General features: G+C 60.4%; 20 protein-coding genes. All 20 read left to right on the top strand.

What is annotated here, in order from left to right:
- Positions 1 to 220: 220 nt before the first annotated feature.
- The 20 genes from SB725_RS25385 (at position 221) to SB725_RS25290 (ending at position 19258) form a co-directional block, all read left to right on the top strand.
- Positions 221 to 1057, top strand: a complete 837-nt coding sequence (locus tag SB725_RS25385; RefSeq protein WP_050590200.1) for an ABC transporter ATP-binding protein — start codon at positions 221 to 223, stop codon at positions 1055 to 1057.
- Positions 1058 to 1096: 39 nt separating this feature from the next.
- Positions 1097 to 2098 (top strand): ABC transporter substrate-binding protein, encoded by a 1002-nt coding sequence (locus SB725_RS25380; RefSeq protein ID WP_059182769.1) that lies wholly within the window; start codon positions 1097 to 1099, stop codon positions 2096 to 2098.
- 28 nt (positions 2099 to 2126) lie between these two features.
- Entirely contained in the window at positions 2127 to 2903 is a 777-nt protein-coding gene (locus SB725_RS25375; protein ID WP_027923579.1) for an ABC transporter permease, read from the top strand.
- A complete protein-coding gene (locus SB725_RS25370; RefSeq protein WP_172825941.1) occupies positions 2900 to 3667 on the top strand; it encodes an SDR family oxidoreductase in 768 nt (255 codons plus the stop codon). Before SB725_RS25375 ends, SB725_RS25370 begins: the two co-directional genes overlap by 4 nt.
- An 18-nt stretch (positions 3668 to 3685) precedes the next feature.
- Positions 3686 to 4225 carry a cupin domain-containing protein gene (locus SB725_RS25365; protein WP_027923577.1) on the top strand — a complete coding sequence of 180 codons (540 nt, stop codon included), beginning with the start codon at positions 3686 to 3688 and terminating at the stop codon, positions 4223 to 4225.
- 4 nt (positions 4226 to 4229) lie between these two features.
- Entirely contained in the window at positions 4230 to 5114 is an 885-nt protein-coding gene (locus tag SB725_RS25360; protein ID WP_410922749.1) for an alpha/beta fold hydrolase, read from the top strand.
- Positions 5111 to 5944, top strand: coding sequence for an IclR family transcriptional regulator (locus tag SB725_RS25355; RefSeq protein WP_027923575.1), 834 nt, complete (start codon positions 5111 to 5113; stop codon positions 5942 to 5944). The genes SB725_RS25360 and SB725_RS25355 overlap by 4 nt, the downstream gene beginning before the upstream one ends.
- 1 nt (position 5945) lies before the next feature.
- Positions 5946 to 6743, top strand: coding sequence for an SDR family oxidoreductase (locus SB725_RS25350; RefSeq protein WP_027923574.1), 798 nt, complete (start codon positions 5946 to 5948; stop codon positions 6741 to 6743).
- Entirely contained in the window at positions 6736 to 8418 is a 1683-nt protein-coding gene (locus tag SB725_RS25345) for a thiamine pyrophosphate-binding protein (protein WP_059182768.1), read from the top strand. Before SB725_RS25350 ends, SB725_RS25345 begins: the two co-directional genes overlap by 8 nt.
- A gap of 10 nt (positions 8419 to 8428) precedes the next feature.
- Positions 8429 to 9232, top strand: a complete 804-nt coding sequence (locus SB725_RS25340) for an aspartate dehydrogenase (RefSeq protein ID WP_027923572.1) — start codon at positions 8429 to 8431, stop codon at positions 9230 to 9232.
- Between the two features lie 10 nt (positions 9233 to 9242).
- The gene (locus SB725_RS25335; protein ID WP_194940232.1) at positions 9243 to 10739 is read left to right on the top strand and encodes an aldehyde dehydrogenase; all 1497 of its coding nucleotides are present in this window, start codon (positions 9243 to 9245) and stop codon (positions 10737 to 10739) included.
- Positions 10736 to 11701 (top strand): VOC family protein, encoded by a 966-nt coding sequence (locus SB725_RS25330; RefSeq protein ID WP_027923570.1) that lies wholly within the window; start codon positions 10736 to 10738, stop codon positions 11699 to 11701. Before SB725_RS25335 ends, SB725_RS25330 begins: the two co-directional genes overlap by 4 nt.
- A 13-nt stretch (positions 11702 to 11714) precedes the next feature.
- Entirely contained in the window at positions 11715 to 12857 is a 1143-nt protein-coding gene (locus SB725_RS25325; protein ID WP_027923569.1) for an FAD-dependent monooxygenase, read from the top strand.
- A gap of 14 nt (positions 12858 to 12871) precedes the next feature.
- Positions 12872 to 13189, top strand: a complete 318-nt coding sequence (locus tag SB725_RS25320) for a hypothetical protein (RefSeq protein ID WP_027923568.1) — start codon at positions 12872 to 12874, stop codon at positions 13187 to 13189.
- Between the two features lies 1 nt (position 13190).
- Positions 13191 to 13418, top strand: a complete 228-nt coding sequence (locus SB725_RS25315) for a recombinase-like helix-turn-helix domain-containing protein (RefSeq protein ID WP_027923567.1) — start codon at positions 13191 to 13193, stop codon at positions 13416 to 13418.
- A gap of 21 nt (positions 13419 to 13439) precedes the next feature.
- Positions 13440 to 14474 (top strand): aromatic ring-hydroxylating oxygenase subunit alpha, encoded by a 1035-nt coding sequence (locus SB725_RS25310; RefSeq protein ID WP_027923566.1) that lies wholly within the window; start codon positions 13440 to 13442, stop codon positions 14472 to 14474.
- Positions 14471 to 14908, top strand: coding sequence for a Rid family hydrolase (locus SB725_RS25305; RefSeq protein ID WP_027923565.1), 438 nt, complete (start codon positions 14471 to 14473; stop codon positions 14906 to 14908). The genes SB725_RS25310 and SB725_RS25305 overlap by 4 nt, the downstream gene beginning before the upstream one ends.
- A 3-nt stretch (positions 14909 to 14911) precedes the next feature.
- Entirely contained in the window at positions 14912 to 15871 is a 960-nt protein-coding gene (locus tag SB725_RS25300) for a PDR/VanB family oxidoreductase (RefSeq protein WP_027923564.1), read from the top strand.
- A 389-nt stretch (positions 15872 to 16260) separates the two neighbouring features.
- Positions 16261 to 17490, top strand: coding sequence for a hypothetical protein (locus tag SB725_RS25295; RefSeq protein ID WP_194940233.1), 1230 nt, complete (start codon positions 16261 to 16263; stop codon positions 17488 to 17490).
- A gap of 475 nt (positions 17491 to 17965) precedes the next feature.
- A complete protein-coding gene (locus tag SB725_RS25290) occupies positions 17966 to 19258 on the top strand; it encodes an MFS transporter (RefSeq protein ID WP_410922748.1) in 1293 nt (430 codons plus the stop codon).
- Positions 19259 to 19268: the final 10 nt, after the last annotated feature.

Here is a 19268-nt window from a genome sequence, read left to right as displayed (position 1 = left end):
TTTCCCTGTAATACACATCAAATGTGCAATTTCGTGCCACACAGGAAACCTTGTTTCATATATGAAACGTGCGTGAAATGAGAAATTCAACGTAACTTCATAATAAGAAAGGTTTTTTTAAGAAAAAACCAACTGGGCAACTCAGTGGCATTGTTCATGCAATAAACACCGTATCACCTATAAAACAGACCAGAGACCCTTCCCAATGGCTGTGAACGAGATGTACGCCATCGCCCCTCAATGGAATAAACCCGCTCCCAAGGAAGATCTGGAGCCCATCGAAATTGAATTTCGCAATGTCGGCAAATGTTTCCCGGCCAAAGGAAAGTCCGAAGCGCCGTTTGCCATTCGCGACGTCAATTTCAAGATTCGCCGCGGTGAAGTGGTGTCGATCATCGGCCCTTCCGGTTGCGGCAAAAGCACCATTCTGAACATGGGCTCCGGCCTCTATCGACCTTCCGAAGGCGAAGTGTTTGTCGGCGGTGAAGCGGTGACAGGTCCGGTTCGCCAAGTTGCTTTCATGCTGCAAAAAGACCTGCTGATGCCATGGCGCAGCATTCGTCGCAATGTCGAACTGGGCCTGGAAATTCAAGGTGTACCGGCCGCTAAGCGTCAGGCCGTGGCCAAAGATCTGCTCGATCGTTGCCACCTGCAAGGCTTTGCCGACCACTACCCGTTCCAGCTGTCGGGCGGCATGCGGCAGCGTGCAGCCCTGGCTCGTACCTTGGCCATCGACCCGCAAGTGCTGTTCCTCGACGAGCCGTTCTCGGCCCTGGATGCGCAGACCAAGATGATCCTGCAGCAGGACATGGCGCGGATGCTGTTCGACGAAAAGAAAACCGCCCTGTTCATTACCCATGACCTGATCGAAGCCATCGCCATGTCCGACCGGTTGCTGGTCATGAGTGCCCGCCCGGGCACCATCATCGAAGAAATCAACGTCGACCTGCCGTTTCGCGACAACCCGCTGGAGCGCCGCAAGCTGCCGGAGATCGGTCCGCTGGCCGGTCGCCTGATGGAATTGCTGAAAGTCGGCGAAGACACCGAACTGCATTGATCAACGCCCTTGCGGCCATCAACCGATTCAGGAGTACGCATGTTCAAGTCTCTGTTTCAACGCTTCAGCCAGGCCAGCGGCATTGCGCTCGGCCTGGGCATGGCCTTCGCCGCGCAGGCGCAGTCCACCGACGTGACCTACTTGTTGCCGGCGCCGCCGAACTCGCCGGCGTTCGCCCCGTGGATCATTGCCCAGCAAAAGGGTTACTACGCCGCCCAGAACCTGAACATGACCTTCATCGCGGCCAAGGGCGGTGTGGACGTGGCGAAGCAGATCGGTGCCGGTAACGCCATGCTCGGCGGTGCCCTGGGTGATACCCCGATTGTGGTGCGGGCCAACGGTATTCCGGTGCGCTCCGTCGCCGTGCTGGGCGCCGGCGGTGTAACTATGATTGCCACCAACGCCGCCGAAAATATCAACTCGATCACTGACCTCAAGGGCAAGACCATGACGGTGATGTCCTACTCGGACACCACCTATTACGCCTTGCTCGCCTCCCTTCGAAAAGCAGGCCTGAGCAAAACCGACGTGAACATCCAGGCTGCCGGCCCGTCGGGCGTCTGGCAGTTATTCTCGGCTGACAAAGCCCAGGCGATGGCGGGCGTACCGGACTGGGTGGTCAACGCCGAAGAAGCCGGTGTGAAGATCAAACTGATCCCGCAATCGCAAATTTTCGAAAGCATGGCCCAGGCAATTCTCGCGTCGGACGACGCCATCAAGACGCACCCGGAAATTGTTCGCGGCGTGGTCCAGGCCACCCTGCAAGGCATGCGCGACATCATCCAGGACCCGCACGCCGCGGCACTCACCTTCGCCAAAGCTGTCCCCGCCTACGCCGGCAAAGAAGATTCGCTGGAGAAGGTCTTCAAGCTTTACGTCGAACACGTCTACGCCAACCAAACCGTACTGGGTCGCATCGATCCGGCGCGGCTGGAAGCGGTCCGCACGTTCTATGTCAGCGAAGGCATCGTCAACCAGGAACCGAAGCTCGACGACCTGTACACCAATCAGTTCATCGACACCCAAACAGCTGCGCAATAACGGCGAGTGACAACAAGGTAACGACACGATGAAAAACCTCAATAACTCCATGCTCGGCAGCGTTGCCCTGCTGATCCTGTTCCTGGTGCTCTGGCAATGGGGCCCGGGACTGCTCGGCATGCCCGAATTCGTCATGCCGCACCTGAGCCGCGTGGCCCAGGAAAGTGTGGTGATGTGGCAAACCGGCGGTCTGCTGCAACATACCTTGATCACCGCATTCGAGATCATCGTCGGCTTCGGCCTGGGCGCTCTGCTCGGTGTGGCGATCGGTGTTTCGCTCGGGCTCTCGCCCGCTGCCGAAGCCATGCTGTCGCCATACATTTTGGCCCTGCAAATCGCCCCCAAAGTCGCCTTCGCCCCGCTGTTCGTGATGTGGCTGGGCTACACGATTTACCCGAAGATCCTGATTGCCATCCTGATTGTGTTCTTCCCGGTGATGATCAACGTGCTGTCGGCCATCCGCACCGTTGACCCGGACATGATCAACCTGGTCCGGACCATGAACGCCAGTCGCTGGCAGATCTTCCGCCTGGTGGAGTTCCCATCGGCCATGGCCGCGCTGTTCTCGGGCTTGCGCATTGCCTCCACCCTGGCTGTGATCGGCGTCACCGTCGGTGAGCTGGTCGGCGGCAACCAGGGCTTGGGATTCCTGCTGGTCGATGCCGAAGGTCAGGGCAACACCGCGGGCGTATTCGTCGCCATTGTGATGCTCACGCTGATCGGTGTGCTCTCTTACGGCGCGGTGGTCTGGGCCGAGAAACGCGTTCTGCATTACATGCCCAAAGCCATGCTGAGTACCCAATGATGACGGCCCTCAATCGTTTGCTCGAAGGCCGCCGGATCCTGGTCACCGGGGGCGCCCGCGGATTGGGTTATGCCTTTGCCCAGGCCATCGGCCGCGCCGGTGCCCACGTGGTGATCGCCGACATTCTTGCCGAGCGCGTCCAGCAATCGGCCACTGAACTCGTCGCCGAAGGCCTGACCGTGCATGGCGTGACAGTTGATCTGGCGCAACCCGATTCGATCGATGCCTGCGTGGCTGAAGCCACCCGCTTGCTCGGCGGCCTCGACGGCCTGGTGAACAACGCTTCAATCACCAATTCCGGCGGCAAGACCTGCGAAGAGCTGAGCCTCGAGACCTGGGATCAGGTCATGCAAGTCAACGTGCGCGGCACCTGGCTGATGACCAAGGCGTGTCTGCCGGCCCTGCGCGCCAGCGGTCATGGCGCCATCGTCAACCTGGCGTCGGACACGCCGCTGTGGGGTGCGCCCAACCTGCTGGCCTATGTCGCCAGCAAGGGCGCAATCATCGCGATGACCCGCAGCCTAGCCCGCGAACTGGGCACCGACAACATCACGGTCAACGCCATCGCGCCGGGCCTGGTGCTGGTCGAAGCGACCGCCTACGTGCCCGAAGCACGTCACCGTTTGTACAACGATCACCGGGCCATTCAACGCCCACAACTTCCCGAAGACGTCAGCGGCGCCGTGTTGTTCGCGCTGTCCGACCTCGCCCGTTTCATCACTGGACAAACCTTGCCGGTCAACGGCGGGTTCGTCATGCCTTGACTTGATCTGGAGACAGCCATGACCGATTTATCAGCACAGCAAGACACCCCGAAAAGCTGGGAACAGCCAGCCGGCAGCGATCTCGAAAGCTGGATGAAAACCCGCATCGCTCGCTATGACACGCGCAAGTACGACTGGAACGCGCTGAAGTTCCAGGCCGACTACGATCCGAAATTCCGTCGTGCGCAAATGCGCTACATCGGCACCGGCGGCACCGGCGTGAGCACCGACATGAACACCATCCCGTCGGAGAATTTCACGTTCTCGACCATGGTGATTCCGGCCGGTCATGAAGGCCCGCCGCACCTGCACACTGACGTTGAAGAAGTGTTCTTCGTGCTGCGCGGCAAACTCAAAGTGATCATCGAAAAGGACGGCGAGCGCTTCGAAACCATCCTCACCGACCGCGACGTGATTTCCGTGCCGCCCGGCGTGTACCGCGAAGAGATCAACATCGGCGATGAAGACGCGCTGATGTGCGTGATGCTCGGCGCGAAAAAACCGCTGACCCCGACCTACCCGCCAGAACATCCTCTGGCCTCGATCAAGCGCGGATAAGCCCATGTCGTACGCCATCGATAATCTCGTCCCGCCGCTCACGGCTGACCTCCAGGCACAACTGGCCCTGAATTTTCCGGTGCGTACGCTGGAGATCGCCGGCGGTCGCCAAGCCTTTCGCGAATGCGGGTCCGGGCCGGCCATTGTGTTGTTGCACGGGATCGGCTCAGGCTCGGCGTCGTGGTTAGAGGTGGCGCAGGAGCTTGGCCAGAGCGCCCGGGTGATTGCCTGGGACGCGCCCGGCTACGGTGATTCCACGCCGCTGAGATCGCTGGCCCCCGACGCTTCGGACTACGCCGAACGACTGCTGCAACTGCTCGACGCACTGGGCATCCAGCGCTGTGTGCTGGTGGGTCATTCCCTGGGCGCGATTACTGCCACGGCGTTCGCCAGCGGCGTGCAGCAGCAACGGATCAGCCGGCTGGTCTTGATCAGCCCGGCCCAAGGCTATGGCCATCCATCACGCGCGTTGCAGCGTCAGGAAGTGCGCAACAAACGCCTGCGTGCCCTGGAACAACTGAGCATTCAGCAGATGGCCGAGCAACGCAGTCCCTACATGCTTTCACCCGCCGCCAGCCCGAAAGCACTGGCCTGGGTGCGATGGAACATGGCGCGGCTCAATCCCGATGGCTATCGCCAGGCCATTGAACTGCTGTGCAGCGATGACCTGCTGCGGCACCCACCGCTGTCGATGCCTTGCGAAGTGCATTGCGGCGAAGCCGACGGCATCACCGCGCCCGAAAGCTGCCTGACCCTGGCCAAGGCGTTGGGCGCCACGTTCAACCTGATTGCCGATGCCGGGCATGCCAGCCCTATTGAACAACCTTATGTCGTGGCGGGCCGTCTGGCCTTTGCCATTAAAGAATCCCTGACAGGTGCATCTCTATGAACGATTCAGATCTGCTGAAGGACGCTCAGGACAAATACATCGTGCCGGGCCTGGAGCGCGGTCTGCTGCTGCTCTGCGAATTCAGCCGGCGCAATCGCACGCTGACAGCGCCAGAACTGGCCCGGCGTCTGGCACTGCCACGCTCGACCATATTTCGTCTGCTGTCGACCCTGGAAACCATGGGGTTTGTCACCCGCAGCGGCAATGAATACCGCTTGGGCATGTCGGTGCTACGCCTGGGCTTTGAATACCTGGCTTCGCTGGAACTGACCGAACTGGGCCAGCCGCTGCTGGCTCGCTTGTGCGACCGCCTCAACTACCCGAGCAACCTGGTGGTGCGCGATGGTCGTTCGATCGTTTACGTGGCCAAGGTCTCGCCGCCGTCAGTGTTCTCCAGTGCGGTCAACGTCGGCACTCGCCTGCCCGCCCACGCCACTGTCCTCGGACGAATTCTGCTCGAAGACTTGTCGCTGGCCGAGTTGCGTGAGCTGTACCCGGAAGACCATCTGGAGCAGTTCTCGCCGTGCACGCCGAAAACCGTGATGGAACTGTTCGACCTGGTTCAGGCTGACCGCCAGCGCGGTTTCGTCAGCAGCGAAGGCTTCTTCGAGTCAACGATCTCGACCGTTGCCGCCCCGGTGCGCGATGAGACGAGCAGGATCGTCGCCGCGCTGGGCGTCACGATCCCGACCGCACAGATCGCTCACGTCAACTTCAACGAGTTGCTCCTGCAAGTGCGCCGTAGCGCCGACGAACTGTCGCGCCTGCTCAACTACAACAGCGCTGCTGCCCATGACGGGCACCGCGTCACTGCATTGATGAGGGATTGAGATGAGCCTTTATCAACTGCAAGACAGCACCGCGATTGTCACCGGTGGCTCTTCGGGCATTGGCCTGGCCTGCGTCGAGTTATTGCTCGAAGCCGGCGCGGCCGTGGCCTTTTGCGGCCGGGACGAAAACCGGTTGCGCAACGCTGAAACCGAATTGCGTCAACGCTTCCCCGAAGCACGGCTGCTCACCCAAGTTTGCAACGTGCTCGATGCGGACTCAGTCAAGGCGTTTGCCGCCGCCAGTCTGGCCGCATTGGGCCCGGCCAGCGTGTTGATCAACAACGCCGGGCAAGGTCGGGTGTCGACCTTCGCCGACACCACCGACAGCGCCTGGACCGAAGAGTTGAACCTGAAGTTCTTCTCGGTGATCAACCCGGTCCACGCCTTCATGGCACAGCTGCAACGCCAGCCGAACGCGGCCATCGTCTGCGTCAACTCGCTGCTGGCCAGCCAGCCGGAACCGCACATGGTCGCCACCTCGGCCGCTCGCGCCGGGGTCATGAACCTGGTGCGCTCGATGGCCACCGAATTTGCCGGTCAGGGTATTCGGGTCAACGGCATCCTCATTGGCCTGGTTGAGTCCGGGCAATGGCGCCGACGTTTCGAGGCCCGCGAAGAGCGGGACCTGGACTGGACCCAATGGACCGCCCGGCTCGCGCAACAAAAACACATTCCCTTGGGGCGTCTGGGCCTGCCGATTGAAGCGGCCCGCGCGATCCTGTTTCTGGCCTCGCCTCTGTCGGCTTACACCACAGGCAGCCATATCGATGTTTCTGGAGGCCTGTCCCGTCATGCGTAATGAAAATACTGTCACCGTTGGCGCTGCCATCACCGCGTTTCTCGAGCAGTGCGACGTCAAGGCCGCGTTCGGCGTGATCTCGATCCACAACATGCCGATCCTCGATGCCTTCGCCGTTCGCGGAAATATCCGCTTCGTCATGGCTCGTGGGGAAGCCGGCGCCACTAATATGGCCGACGCCTATGCCCGCACCACCGGCGGCCTCGGTGTCTGCCTGACATCCACCGGCACCGCAGCCGGCAACGCCGCAGGCGCCATGGTCGAAGCGTTGACCGCCGGCACACCGCTGCTGCACATCACCGGGCAGATCGAAACACCGTACCTGGATCAGGAATTCGCCTACATCCACGAAGCCCGCGACCAACTGACCATGCTCAAGGCTGTATCGAAGGCTGCGTTCCGTGTGCGCAGTGTCGAAACCGCCATCAGCACCATGAAGCTGGCCGTGCAGACTGCGCTGACCGCTCCCACCGGGCCGGTCAGCGTGGAAATCCCGATCGACATCCAGTCGACCTTTATCACGATGCCGACCGACCTCTCGCCGCTGCCAATCCCAGTGGCCGTCCCCGCGCCCGAAGCGCTGGACCTGGTGGCCGAACGTCTGGCCACCGCCACCCGTCCATTGCTATGGCTCGGCGGCGGCGCACGACACGCCGGGCCTCAAGTCAAACGCCTGCTGGACATGGGCGTCGGCGTGATCACCTCGACCCAGGGTCGCGGTGTGGTCAACGAAGATGACGAACGCTGCCTCGGCGCGTTCTCGCAAAACAAACTGGTCGAGCAGTTCCTGCAAAGCTGCGATGCCTTGCTGATCGCCGGCTCCCGTCTGCGCAGCAATGAAACCTTCAAGTACGCGTTGAAATTGCCACGCAACACTTTGCGCATCGACGCCAACCCGGCCATCGAAGGTCGCAGCTATAACAGCGAACTGTTCATCTGTGGCGACTCGGCGCTGGCACTTGAAGGTCTGGCGGATCGTCTGGAAGGTCGGCTGCAAATCGATCCGACCTTCCTTGCCGAGCTCAAGCAGGTGCGCGAAAAGTCCCGCACGCAACTGATCGCCGACCTCGGCCCGTACTCGGCCATGGTCGAACAGCTGCAAGCCATCACCGGGCGCAATTTCTCCTGGGTACGTGACGTCACGCTGTCCAACAGCATCTGGGGCAACCGCCTGCTGACCCTGTTCCACCCGCGAGCTGGCGTGCATGCCCTCGGCGGCGGCATTGGCCAGGGCCTGTCGATGGGCATCGGCGCGGCAGTCGCTGCGGCTGAAACAGCCCCTGAGCGCAAGGTCTTCGCCCTGGCCGGTGACGGCGGTTTTATCCTCAACCTCGGCGAACTGGCGACGCTGGTGCAAGAAAAAGCCAACGTGGTGATTCTGCTGATGAACGACCAGCGCTACGGCGTGATCCGCAACATTCAGGACGCGGTCTACGGCAGCCGTCACTGCTACGTCGACCTGCACACCCCGGATTATTCCAAGCTGGCGGAATCGCTGAACCTGCGCCACGGCCTGGTCACCGACCTGAAGGATTTCGGCCGCGTGGTCGACGGCGCACTGGCTCAACCCGGCCCGTTCCTGCTGGAAGTGGACATGCTCGCCGTCGGCAGCTTCGCTACCCAGTTCGCCGGTCCGCCCAACAGCGAAACCAAAGCGCAAAAAGCCACGGCCTGAGGACTTCGTCATGTTGCATATCACCATGATCGGCTGCGGCGCCATTGGCGTCGGCGTGCTCGAACTATTGGAGAAGGACCCGCAGCTGTGCGTTGACTACGTCATCGCTTCGACCGGGTCTGAAGAATTGGTGCGCCAGCGGCTGGCCAGTTTCAAGCAACCACCGCAGGTGCTGACCGCCTTACCGGCCGACGCCCGCCCGGACCTATTGGTCGAGTGCGCCGGCCACCGCGCCATCGAAGAACATGTGTTGCCGGCGCTGGAACGTGGCATTGCCTGCCTGATCGTCTCGGTCGGCGCGCTGTCCGAAGTTGGCCTGGTTGAACGCTTGGAAGCAGCAGCCGAACGCGGCCAGACCCGCATCGAGTTGCTGCCCGGCGCTATCGGCGGCATCGACGCCTTGTCGGCGGCCAAAGTCGGCGGGCTGGATTCGGTCAATTACACCGGCCGCAAACCGGCTAAAGCCTGGAAAAACACCCCCGCTGAACAGGCCTGTGACCTGGACAACATTACCGAAGCCACGGTGATTTTTCAGGGCAGCGCCCGGGAAGCGGCACGGCTCTATCCAAAAAACGCCAACGTCGCCGCGACCTTGTCGCTGGCCGGGCTCGGCCTGGATCGCACCCATGTGACGCTGATCGCCGATCCGCTGAGCGAGGAGAACGTCCATCACTTCGAGGCTCGCGGCGCTTTTGGCGGTTTCGAACTGAGCTTGCGTGGCAAACCGCTGCTGGCCAACCCGAAGACCTCGGCGCTGACCGTTTACAGCGTCGTCCGCGCCCTGGGCAACCACGCCCACGCGATTTCGATTTAGGGGACCGTCGATGACTCTCGAACAGACTTTACCGATCTGCATTGCCGGCGACTGGCGCCTCGGTCGCGGCGAGCGTTATGCCACGTGCTACCCCGCCACGGGCGAAGCCGTCGCCTGGCTGAATGCCGCCAGTGTCGACGACGTTGAAGACGCCGTGCAAGGCGCCCATCAGGCGTTTTTGCACAGCGGCTGGGCGCAGCGCAAACCTCACGAACGGGCCAGCGTGCTTTACCGCATCGCCGAGCTGATCCGTGAGCGCAGCGAGGAACTGGCGCAATTGCAGCGCCAGGACAACGGCAAACCGATCAACGAAACCCGTGCCCTGGTGGCCAGCGCCGCCGGCACATTCCAGTTCTTCGCTTCGGCCTGTGAAACCCTCGAAGAAACCATCACGCCGTCCCGTGGTGATTTCGTCAGCATGAGTGTGTACGAACCGATGGGCGTGATCGCCGCGATCACCCCGTGGAACTCGCCGATTGCCAGCGAGGCGCAGAAGGTCGCTCCGGCGCTGGCAGCGGGCAACGCGGTGGTGATCAAACCGGCGGAAATCACCCCGTTGATGGCCCTGCAACTGGCGCGCATCTGCGAAGACGCAGGCTTGCCTAAAGGCCTGCTCAGTGTGCTGCCGGGTAAAGGTTCACTGCTCGGTGATGCGCTGACCCGTCATCCGTTGGTCAAGCGCGTGTCGTTCACCGGCGGCACCAAAACCGGCAAGCACATTGCCCACATCGCCGCCGACAAGATGATGCCGGTGTCGCTGGAACTGGGCGGCAAATCACCGACCATCGTCCTCGACGACGCCGACCTCGACCACGCGGTGGCGGGTGTGCTGTACGGCATCTTCAGCTCTTCAGGCGAAGCCTGCATCGCCGGCTCGCGCTTGTTCGTCGCCCGCGCGCTGTATGAGCCGTTCATGTCGCGCCTGGTGGCCGCTGCGGCCGAACTGCGCGTCGGTGATCCGGCCGATGAACGTACCCAAATGGGTCCGTTGATCAGCGCCGGCCACCGCGACTCGGTGGAGCGTTATGTGGCTCTGGGGCTGGCCGAAGGTGGACGCCTGCTGCTCGGTGGCAAACGTCCGAGCGGCGGCGTGTACGACCAGGGTTATTACTACCCGCCGACCATCCTCGAAGGCCTGAACAACAGCCAACAGGTTTGTCAGGAAGAGATCTTCGGCCCCGTTTTGGTGGCGATGCCCTTCGATGACGAAGCGCAATTGCTCGAACAGGCCAACGACAGCCTGTACGCCCTCGCCGCCGGCATCTGGACGCGCGACTACAAACGCGCCTGGGCACTGGGCCGAAAAATTCAGGCCGGTACGGTGTGGATCAACACCTACAAACAGTTCTCGATTTCCACACCGTTCGGCGGCTGGCGCGACAGCGGTCTGGGCCGTGAAAAAGGTCGCCTCGGCATCCTGCAGTACATGGAACAGAAAAGCCTTTATTGGGGCATGAATGAACAGCCACTGGCCTGGGCCGGTGCGCAACGAGAGGTTGGGTTATGAGCGTTTTAGGCATTGATGAAGTCACCTACGGCGTCGAGGACCTCGACACCAGCGTGCGTTTTTTCAGCGACTGGGGCCTGACTAAAGTCAGCGAGCAGCCTGATGAAGTGATCTTCGAAACCCTCAACGGTTGCCGCGTGGTGCTCGCCGACATCAACAAGGCCGGTTTGCCACCTGCCATCGAAGCCGGTTCAACCGTGCGCGAAGTGGTGTGGGGCGTCGAAAGCGACGCCGACTTGAAGCTTTATAGCGAACGAATCGCCAACGATCCGGGCTTCATCGAAGCCGATGGCCGCATCGGTTGCACCGACCCTAACGGCCTGGCAATCCGCCTGCAGGTGACCCGCAAACGTGACCTGGAGATCGAGTGCAGCGGCCATAACACCTGGCAGACCAAAGGCCGGATCAACAAAGCCGCGCCGATCTACGACCGCGCCACGCCGATCGAAGTCGGTCATGTGGTGTTTTTCGTCAAGGACGTGAATGCCTGCGAAGCCTTCTATCACGAGCGCTTCGGCTTCCAGGCCTCGGACCGTTATCCGGATCGCGGAGCGTTCCTGCGCACCGCCGAAGAAGGTGGCCACCACGACCTGTTCATGCTGCAACTGCCCGCCCCTCGTGCCGGCTTGAACCACGTCGCCTTCACCGTGCGCGATGTGCACGAAGTGTTCGGCGGCGGCATGCACATCTCCCGCCGCGGCTGGGCCACGGAAATCGGCCCGGGCCGACACCCGGTGTCTTCGGCGTTCTTCTGGTACTTCAAGAACCCGGCCGGCGCCCTGGTCGAGTACTACGCCGACGAAGACCAACTGACCGGCGAATGGCAGCCACGGGACTTCGAGCCGGGCCCGACGATGTTCGCTGAGTGGGCGATTGCCGGCGGCATCGATGGCAATACCCGTCGCCAGCAACATGTCGAAGCGCCGCAAGGCAAGTTCCTCACCGACAAACCGAAATCCTGAGCAGGAGTCGTCCATGTCTTCGCTGAATATCGCTATCGCCGGTGCCGGAATCGGCGGCCTGACCGCCGCCATCGCCCTGCATCGCGCAGGCCATAACGTCACCGTATTCGAACAGTCGAAAGCCTTTTTGCGGGTCGGTGCCGATATCAACCTGACCCCTAATGCCGTGCGTGCTCTGGATGGTCTTGGGGTGGGCGCCGCCGTGCGCATTCCGGCCGCTCGTCCAACGCACCGGATCAGTCGCCTGTGGGACAGCGGCGAGGAAACCTCGCGCCTGGAAATGTCCGATGCCGCCGAACAGAAATACGGTGCACCGCAACTGACCATTCACCGCGCCGATCTGCTGGCCGCGCTGGCGGACGTCTTTCCACCAGAACAGGTGCAGTTTGGCAAACGCGCCGACCACGTCGTGCAAACCGCCGACGGCATCGAGTTGCGCTTCAAGGATGGCAGCCGTCACTTCACCGATCTGTTGATCGGTGCGGATGGCATCCATTCGGTAGTGCGTAATGCGCTGTTCGGTGATGAGCAACCGCGCTTTACCGGAGTGGTCGCTTACCGCGCCGTCGTACCTGCCGAACGCGTGGCCCATGTGCCGAACATTCAGGCGTTCACTAAATGGTGGGGCCCGACACCGGAAAGCCAGATCGTGACGTTTCCGCTGAACCAGGGTCGGGACATTTTCATCTTCGCTACCACCGCTCAAGACAGCTGGCATGAAGAGTCCTGGACCAGCGCCGGCGATGCCGACGAGTTGCGTAGCCATTATCAGGACTTCCACCCGGATGCTCGCGCTCTGTTGGATGCGTGCAACGAGGTGCTCAAGACCGCGCTGTATGAACGCGATCCGCTACCGTTCTGGTCCAAAGGGGCGATGACGCTGCTGGGCGATGCCTGCCATCCGATGATGCCGTTCATGGCTCAGGGCGCCGGCCAGGCGATCGAAGATGCGGTGGTGCTCGCTCGCCATTTGCAAGACCTGACCGGCACCGCGCAAATCGCCGATGCCCTGCAGGCTTATCAGCAGGCGCGGTTGCAACGCACCAGCCAGATCCAGATCGGCTCGCGCGGCAACCAATGGCTCAAGGACGGCGGTAACGCCGACTGGGTTTATGGCTATGACGCCTGGGCCGTGCCGATGCCGAACGTGGCGTGATCAGGACCGCAGCCATGAGCGAATCCTTGCTGGTGACCGTACTGCTCAAGCACGACCAATCAAAGAACCTGGAAGACATTCAGCGGCACATGAAGCAGCAGGACTGGTGGGAACGGTTTCCCCCGCAAGGCGTCGAGGTGGTGTCCTGGACCGTGGCCATGGGCCTGGGCCAAATCGTCACCCTGCGGTTGCCGCCGAGTCTGCTGCCGACCCTCAACGTCGAGCTCGAACGGTCGGCCTGGGGCGTGTTCAGCACCGAAGTTTTCCCGACGTATGACTTTATTCCCGTGCGCGAAATGATCCGCGAACGGGTACGTAACGGAGATCAATGAGATGAGCAATACCGAACCCTACCTGGAGCCCCATCAAGCCCGCAAACGTCCGAACACCCAGTTCGAAGAGTTGCTCGGCGACTCCATCGAGCGCGCCTTCGGCAACGGAGTGACCGAATTGCCCGATCTGCTCGCGCACCTGAATCTGGCCGGGCCGCCCTGCCCGCTGACCACCGGAGAGTGGACAGCAGACGCCTATAAAACCCTGATGGCTCGGCTGGGCGAATGACCCGCCGGAGGACAATAAGAAATGAACATGAATACAACCGTCGATCCAGCTGAAAACCTCTTGGCCAACGGGTTGAAAAACCTTTGGTTCCCGGTCCTGCCCTCCGATCAATTGGGCGAAAAACCGGTGTCAATTCGCCGTCTGGGCTACAAAATCGCCCTGTGGCGCGACAATGACGGCAGCGTCCATGCCCTTGAAGATCATTGCCCTCATCGCGGCGCGCCGCTGTCCCAGGGACCGGTGCTGGGTGACCGTCTGCAATGCCCTTATCACGGCGTCGAAGTGCGCTGTGACGGCACCGTCACCAAAGTCCCCGGCAGCCCTGGTTGCAAGCTTGAAGGCAGCCGCCCGACACGCATGTTTCACACCCGTGAAGCCGCTGGCGCGATCTTTCTGTACAACGCTGCAGATCCGCACGTGGACACCCCTCCGGAGCTGGTCCTGCCAGAGCAACTGACCTCCCCCGAATGGAGCAGCTTCCTCTGCTACACAGAATGGAAAGGCGATTATCGCTACGTCATCGACAACGTCATGGACCCGATGCACGGCACCTACCTGCACAAGATGTCGCACTCCATGAGCGAAGGCGAAGCCACCGCCAAGTTCGTCACCCGCGACACCGACAACGGTTTCTTCTTCGAGAAAGAAGGCCAGCGCGGGGTGAATTTCGACTGGACCGAGTTCATGGATAACGGCTGCCACTGGCTGCGCCTGGAAATCCCCTATCCGAAAACCGGCGGCCCGGGCGGCAACTTCACCATCATCGGCAGCTACACGCCGAGCAGCCGCTCCTTGTCCGCGGTGTTCCACTGGCGTTGCCGTCCACTGACCGGCTGGCAGCGCGATACCTGGCGTTTCCTCTACAAAAACCGCCTGGAAGCACGCCACTGGGCAGTGCTGGAACAGGACCGGGTGCTGCTCGAGTTCATGGAACCGGACGCCAACCAGCGGGAAAACCTCTACCAGCATGACTTGGGTGTGGTGCGTCTGCGTCGCTACCTGAAAAACGCGGCCAAGGCCCAACTGGAGCTGATCGACGCGAAGCAGGTGCCATGAACGCAGCCGTGCAACGTGTTCAGGCTGGCTCGTTGATCGAGCCGGCCAGCGCCACCTGGTCGAATGCCTTGCTGATCGGCAATGAAGTGGTGATGTCCGGCATGACCGGCCATCCCGCTACACGCCTGGCCGTTGTGGCAGACGCGCCGCTCGATGCCTACGCCCAGACACTGGTCGTGTTGAACAAAGTCCGGGCGCTGGTCGAGGCGGCGGGTGGGCATATCGGCAACATTTACCGGCTGACGGTGTATGTCACCGAGATCGCCGACAAGGACGAAGTGGGTCGCGCACGGCGTGACTTCTTCGAAGGTCAGGCGGTTTTTCCTACCTCCACGCTGGTTGAAGTGAGCGCGCTGGTGTTTCCCGAACTGCGGGTGGAGATCGAGGCCGGCGCGCGTCTCGATCTCGATTTGCGTACTGTCGAAAAGAGGTGACCGATGTCCCATTCCTCCCCCCTCACCGCTCGCGTGCACACACTGCGCTACGAAGCCGAAGGCATCATCAGCGTCGAGTTGCGGCCGTTTGGCGACACGGTGTTCGCCCCGTTTGAAGCCGGCTCGCACATCGATTTGCACTTACCCAACGGACTGGTGCGCAGTTATTCACTGCTCAACTCGCCAAGCGATCAAGGCCGTTATGTGATCGGCATTCTGCGAGATCGCAACAGCCGTGGCGGCTCGGAATTTGTGCATGCGCAGCTGCGGGTCGGCATGCAACTGCCAATCTCGTCGCCGCGCAATAATTTCCAGCTCGACCTCAGTGCCAGACATAGCGTGCTGGTGGCTGGCGGTATCGGTATCACGCCGATCTACTGCATGTTCCGGCAACTGCTGGCGCTGGGAAAATCCGCCGAGTTGATCTACTGCGCCCGCTCGCGACAGGAAGCCGCGCTGGTTGAGGAACTCAGCGGCTTGAGTGCCAAAGTCGTCTATCACTTCAACGATGAAAAGGGCATGCCGCCAGACCTGAGCGCCTACCTGGCGGGTCAGCCGAGCGATACGCACTTCTATTGCTGCGGCCCGACGCCGATGCTCGATGCTTTCGAAAGTACCTGCGAAGGCCTCGGTTACCCTCATGCGCATATCGAGCGTTTCACGGCGGCAGAACTGCCGCCGTCTGAAGACGCGCAGAGCAGCTACAGCGTCGAGCTGAAAAAAACCGGCAAGACACTGTCGATCGAGCCGGGTTTGAGTTTGCTCGACGTACTGCTTGAGGCGGGTTGCGACATCGAGTACAGCTGTCGCGAAGGGGTCTGCGGGTCGTGCGAAACACGCGTACTGGAAGGTGATGTCGACCACCGGGACGGCGTGCTGACCAAAGCCGAACGTGCGGCCAACAAATCCATGATGGTGTGTGTGTCGGGTTGCAAGAGTCGGCGATTGGTCCTGGATCTATAACGCGAGTATCAAGTTTCCAGGGTTAAACAGGCCGACAGATATGTCGGCCTTTTTTATGCGCGTGAAATAAAAAACGCACACTGAACGTGCAGTTTCGTTACCCCTCGACGCGCCTGTTTCATGGGCAATACAAACAAATATGTTTCCCATATAAACAATTGTTTTTATTGAGTTTTTAAGCACCCAACAGACTTTTGGCAGTTGGCATAGTTTCTGCTCAGGTAACCCTGAGTTCATAGGCCATACGCCGTATTACCCATAAAACAACAAAAACAGAAACGCACTTAATCAAAGCAACACTTGCCGTTATCCACCCATCGCCACTGTTAAGGCGAACGGAAAAGTGTTGCCAGTCACTTTGTAGCGTTCAATTGAGCAGCGGAGTCAACATGAAGCATTACCTTATATGTATGGGACTGATGATGAGCAGTTGCGTGAGCTTCGCCGGTGAACCCGGTCCCGCCGCGCCCGTGACATCGACTACCGGTAAAAAGCCGTTTCCGCATATCGCTTGGCGCAGCGACGATGGCGAAAGCAGTCTGGACATCGGTGGTGCCCTGCGAACCAACTACCGCGACGAGCATTGGGACACCACCGAAAACAACGGGCGTTTTCTCTTCGACACCTTCCGTGTCGACGTACAGGCGACCTACAAAAATCTCTACAGTGATGTCGGCTACTGGTTTCAGGATGACGGCAAACGCTCCATCGACCGGGGCTTCGTCGGCTACCGCCTGAACAGCAACTCAAACCTGCAACTGGGCGCTCCATTCAAACCGTTTGGTCTGGAACCCTATCCACAATTTGGCTGGAGCTATCACCTGCCCTTCTTCATGGGCTATGGCGTCAGCGCCGGCACAGGCCTGAAATACAGCTACAAGGATCAGGACTGGGATCTGCAACTGGGGTACTTCCCGCGCATGTTGCCTTCCGACATTCGCTACTCGCCGGAAATCGGGCGTTACGCCGACCTCAAGGACAATGCGATCCCCTTCACCCAGTCGCGCCAGGACAACGAGAAACACAACCAGATCAACGCCCGGGTCGCGCGGACCTTTATTAATGACGGCTGGAAAACCGAAATCGGCGCGTCGGTGGCCACCGCCCAGCTTTACAACGCCACCACCAAAGACGACGGCGATTACTGGGCCGGCGGTATCCACGCCATCTTCAACGCCGGCGCGTGGACCGTCTCCACCCAAGGCATTCGCTACGAGTACGACCCTAAAAACCCTACCGGTGTCAGCAACGACTCGGTGCTGATGGGCGGTAACGGCCTGACGCCCGCGTATCTGATTGCCTCCAAGGCCACCATTGCTTCGCTGAACGTCGGCTATGACATCCCGACGCCGAAACTGGGGCAATTGAAGAAGATCAAGCTCTACAACGACTACAGTCGCATGATGAAAGACAAGAGCGGTTGGGACGACTCGCAGATGTACACTGTCGGCGCACAGTTCCTGGCCATGCCGATCATGGCGTGGGTCGATCTGACCTGGGCAAAAAACGCCAACCCCTATGGCGGCGCGGAAAACGGTACGGGCTTTACCAATACCAGTTCGGTTGGCAGCAATACCTGGTACTACCGGACCAATATCAACATTGGGTATTACTTCTAATGCCTGCCTTATGGCCGCTGTTACGGCTGCGATAAATCCGTCGGCAGACGTAATGTTTCGGCAACTCTACGTCCTGATTCGGCTGATTGCATTGGATCGTTTACTGCCGGTCGCGACCGGCAGAATTCGCCCATTAGCGAACGCTCAGCCTACGTCTTTTTTCGGCTAGAGGCCGTCACCTGCAGGGTGATGACGTTTGCACCGACATCGGCCATAGATATTTTGCAAACGACTTCGTAAGCTCCAGCCTACTCTTGTCTCTTTTTCCCCAGTCCCATGTTTAGCAGTCGCGTCGACGAGATCGGATTCTACGTTTACCGACCCTCTCCTTCGCTCGCATTGATCTGTTTCACGCATTAATGCATGCCAACAATGCACTTATCATATCGATCATCCTGTTCCACCATTCGCCCTAATAAGAACCGTGCGCCGCGTCCAGGCAGCGCACGTCATAAAAGCGGTGGAGTACAGGTCAATGACAACATCAAACCCTTCCGGGCGTTCACGCGCCAGTGCCATTTTCCGGGTTACCTCGGGCAACTTCCTCGAACAGTTCGATTTCTTCCTTTTCGGTTTTTACGCTACGCAGATTGCGGCTGTGTTCTTCCCGGCCAGTAGTGAGTTTGCCTCCTTGATGATGACCTTCGCGGTGTTTGGCGCGGGTTTCCTGATGCGTCCGTTGGGCGCGGTGGTACTCGGTGCTTACATCGACGATGTGGGTCGGCGCAAAGGGTTGATCGTGACGCTGTCGATTATGGCCAGCGGCACGATTCTCATTGTGTTGGTGCCCGGTTACGAAACCATCGGGTTATTTGCGCCCGCTATCGTACTGATCGGTCGCTTGCTGCAAGGCTTCTCGGCCGGTGCGGAAATGGGGGGCGTCTCGGTGTACCTCTCGGAGATCGCCACGGCGGGCAACAAAGGTTTCTTCACCAGTTGGCAGTCGGCCAGCCAGCAAGTGGCAATTATCGTCGCGGCGGCTTTGGGTTACGGGTTGAATCAGTGGATGGCGCCCGCAATGATTGCCGATTGGGGCTGGCGGATTCCGTTTTTCGTCGGTTGCATGATCGTGCCGTTCATTTTTTTCCTGCGCCGTAACCTCGAAGAAACAAAGGAGTTCGAAGCGCGCAAACATCGGCCGAGTATGGGCGATGTGTTCCGCACCCTCGCGCAGAACTGGGTCATCGTGTTCGCCGGGATGATGATGGTCGCCCTCACCACCACGGCTTTTTACCTGATCACCGTGTACGCGCCAACCTTCGGCAAAACCGTGCTGCACCTGAGTACGTCCGATGCGTTATTGGTGACCTTGCTGGTGGGTGTTTCGAACTTCTTCTGGTTACCCATTGGCGGCGCATTGTCTGACCGCATCGGTCGGCGTCCAGTGCTGATCGCCATGGCGCTGTTAACCCTCGCCACGGCGTATCCAGCGCTGACTTATCTGGTCAACGCGCCAAGCTTCGTCAACATGCTGTTGGTCTTACTGTGGTTGTCGTTCATTTACGGTTTGTACAACGGCGCGATGATTGCGGCGCTCACCGAAATCATGCCGGTCGAAGTCCGTGTTGCCGGCTTTTCACTGGCGTATAGCCTGGCCACGGCAGTGTTCGGGGGTTTCACTCCGGCGATGTCGACCTTCCTGATCCAGTACACCGGCGACAAGGCCGCACCCGGTTACTGGATGAGTTTCGCCGCACTCTGTGCCTTGTGCGCGACGCTGTATCTCTACCGCCGCTCCACCGGCCGCCTGCAACCGGCGATTTCTTGAACCTGCCCTT

This window comes from Pseudomonas sp. SIMBA_041 (assembly GCF_046535095.1).
Taxonomy (GTDB): Bacteria; Pseudomonadota; Gammaproteobacteria; order Pseudomonadales; family Pseudomonadaceae; genus Aquipseudomonas; species Aquipseudomonas mucoides.
This window is presented reverse-complemented; position numbering and strand designations above follow the sequence as displayed.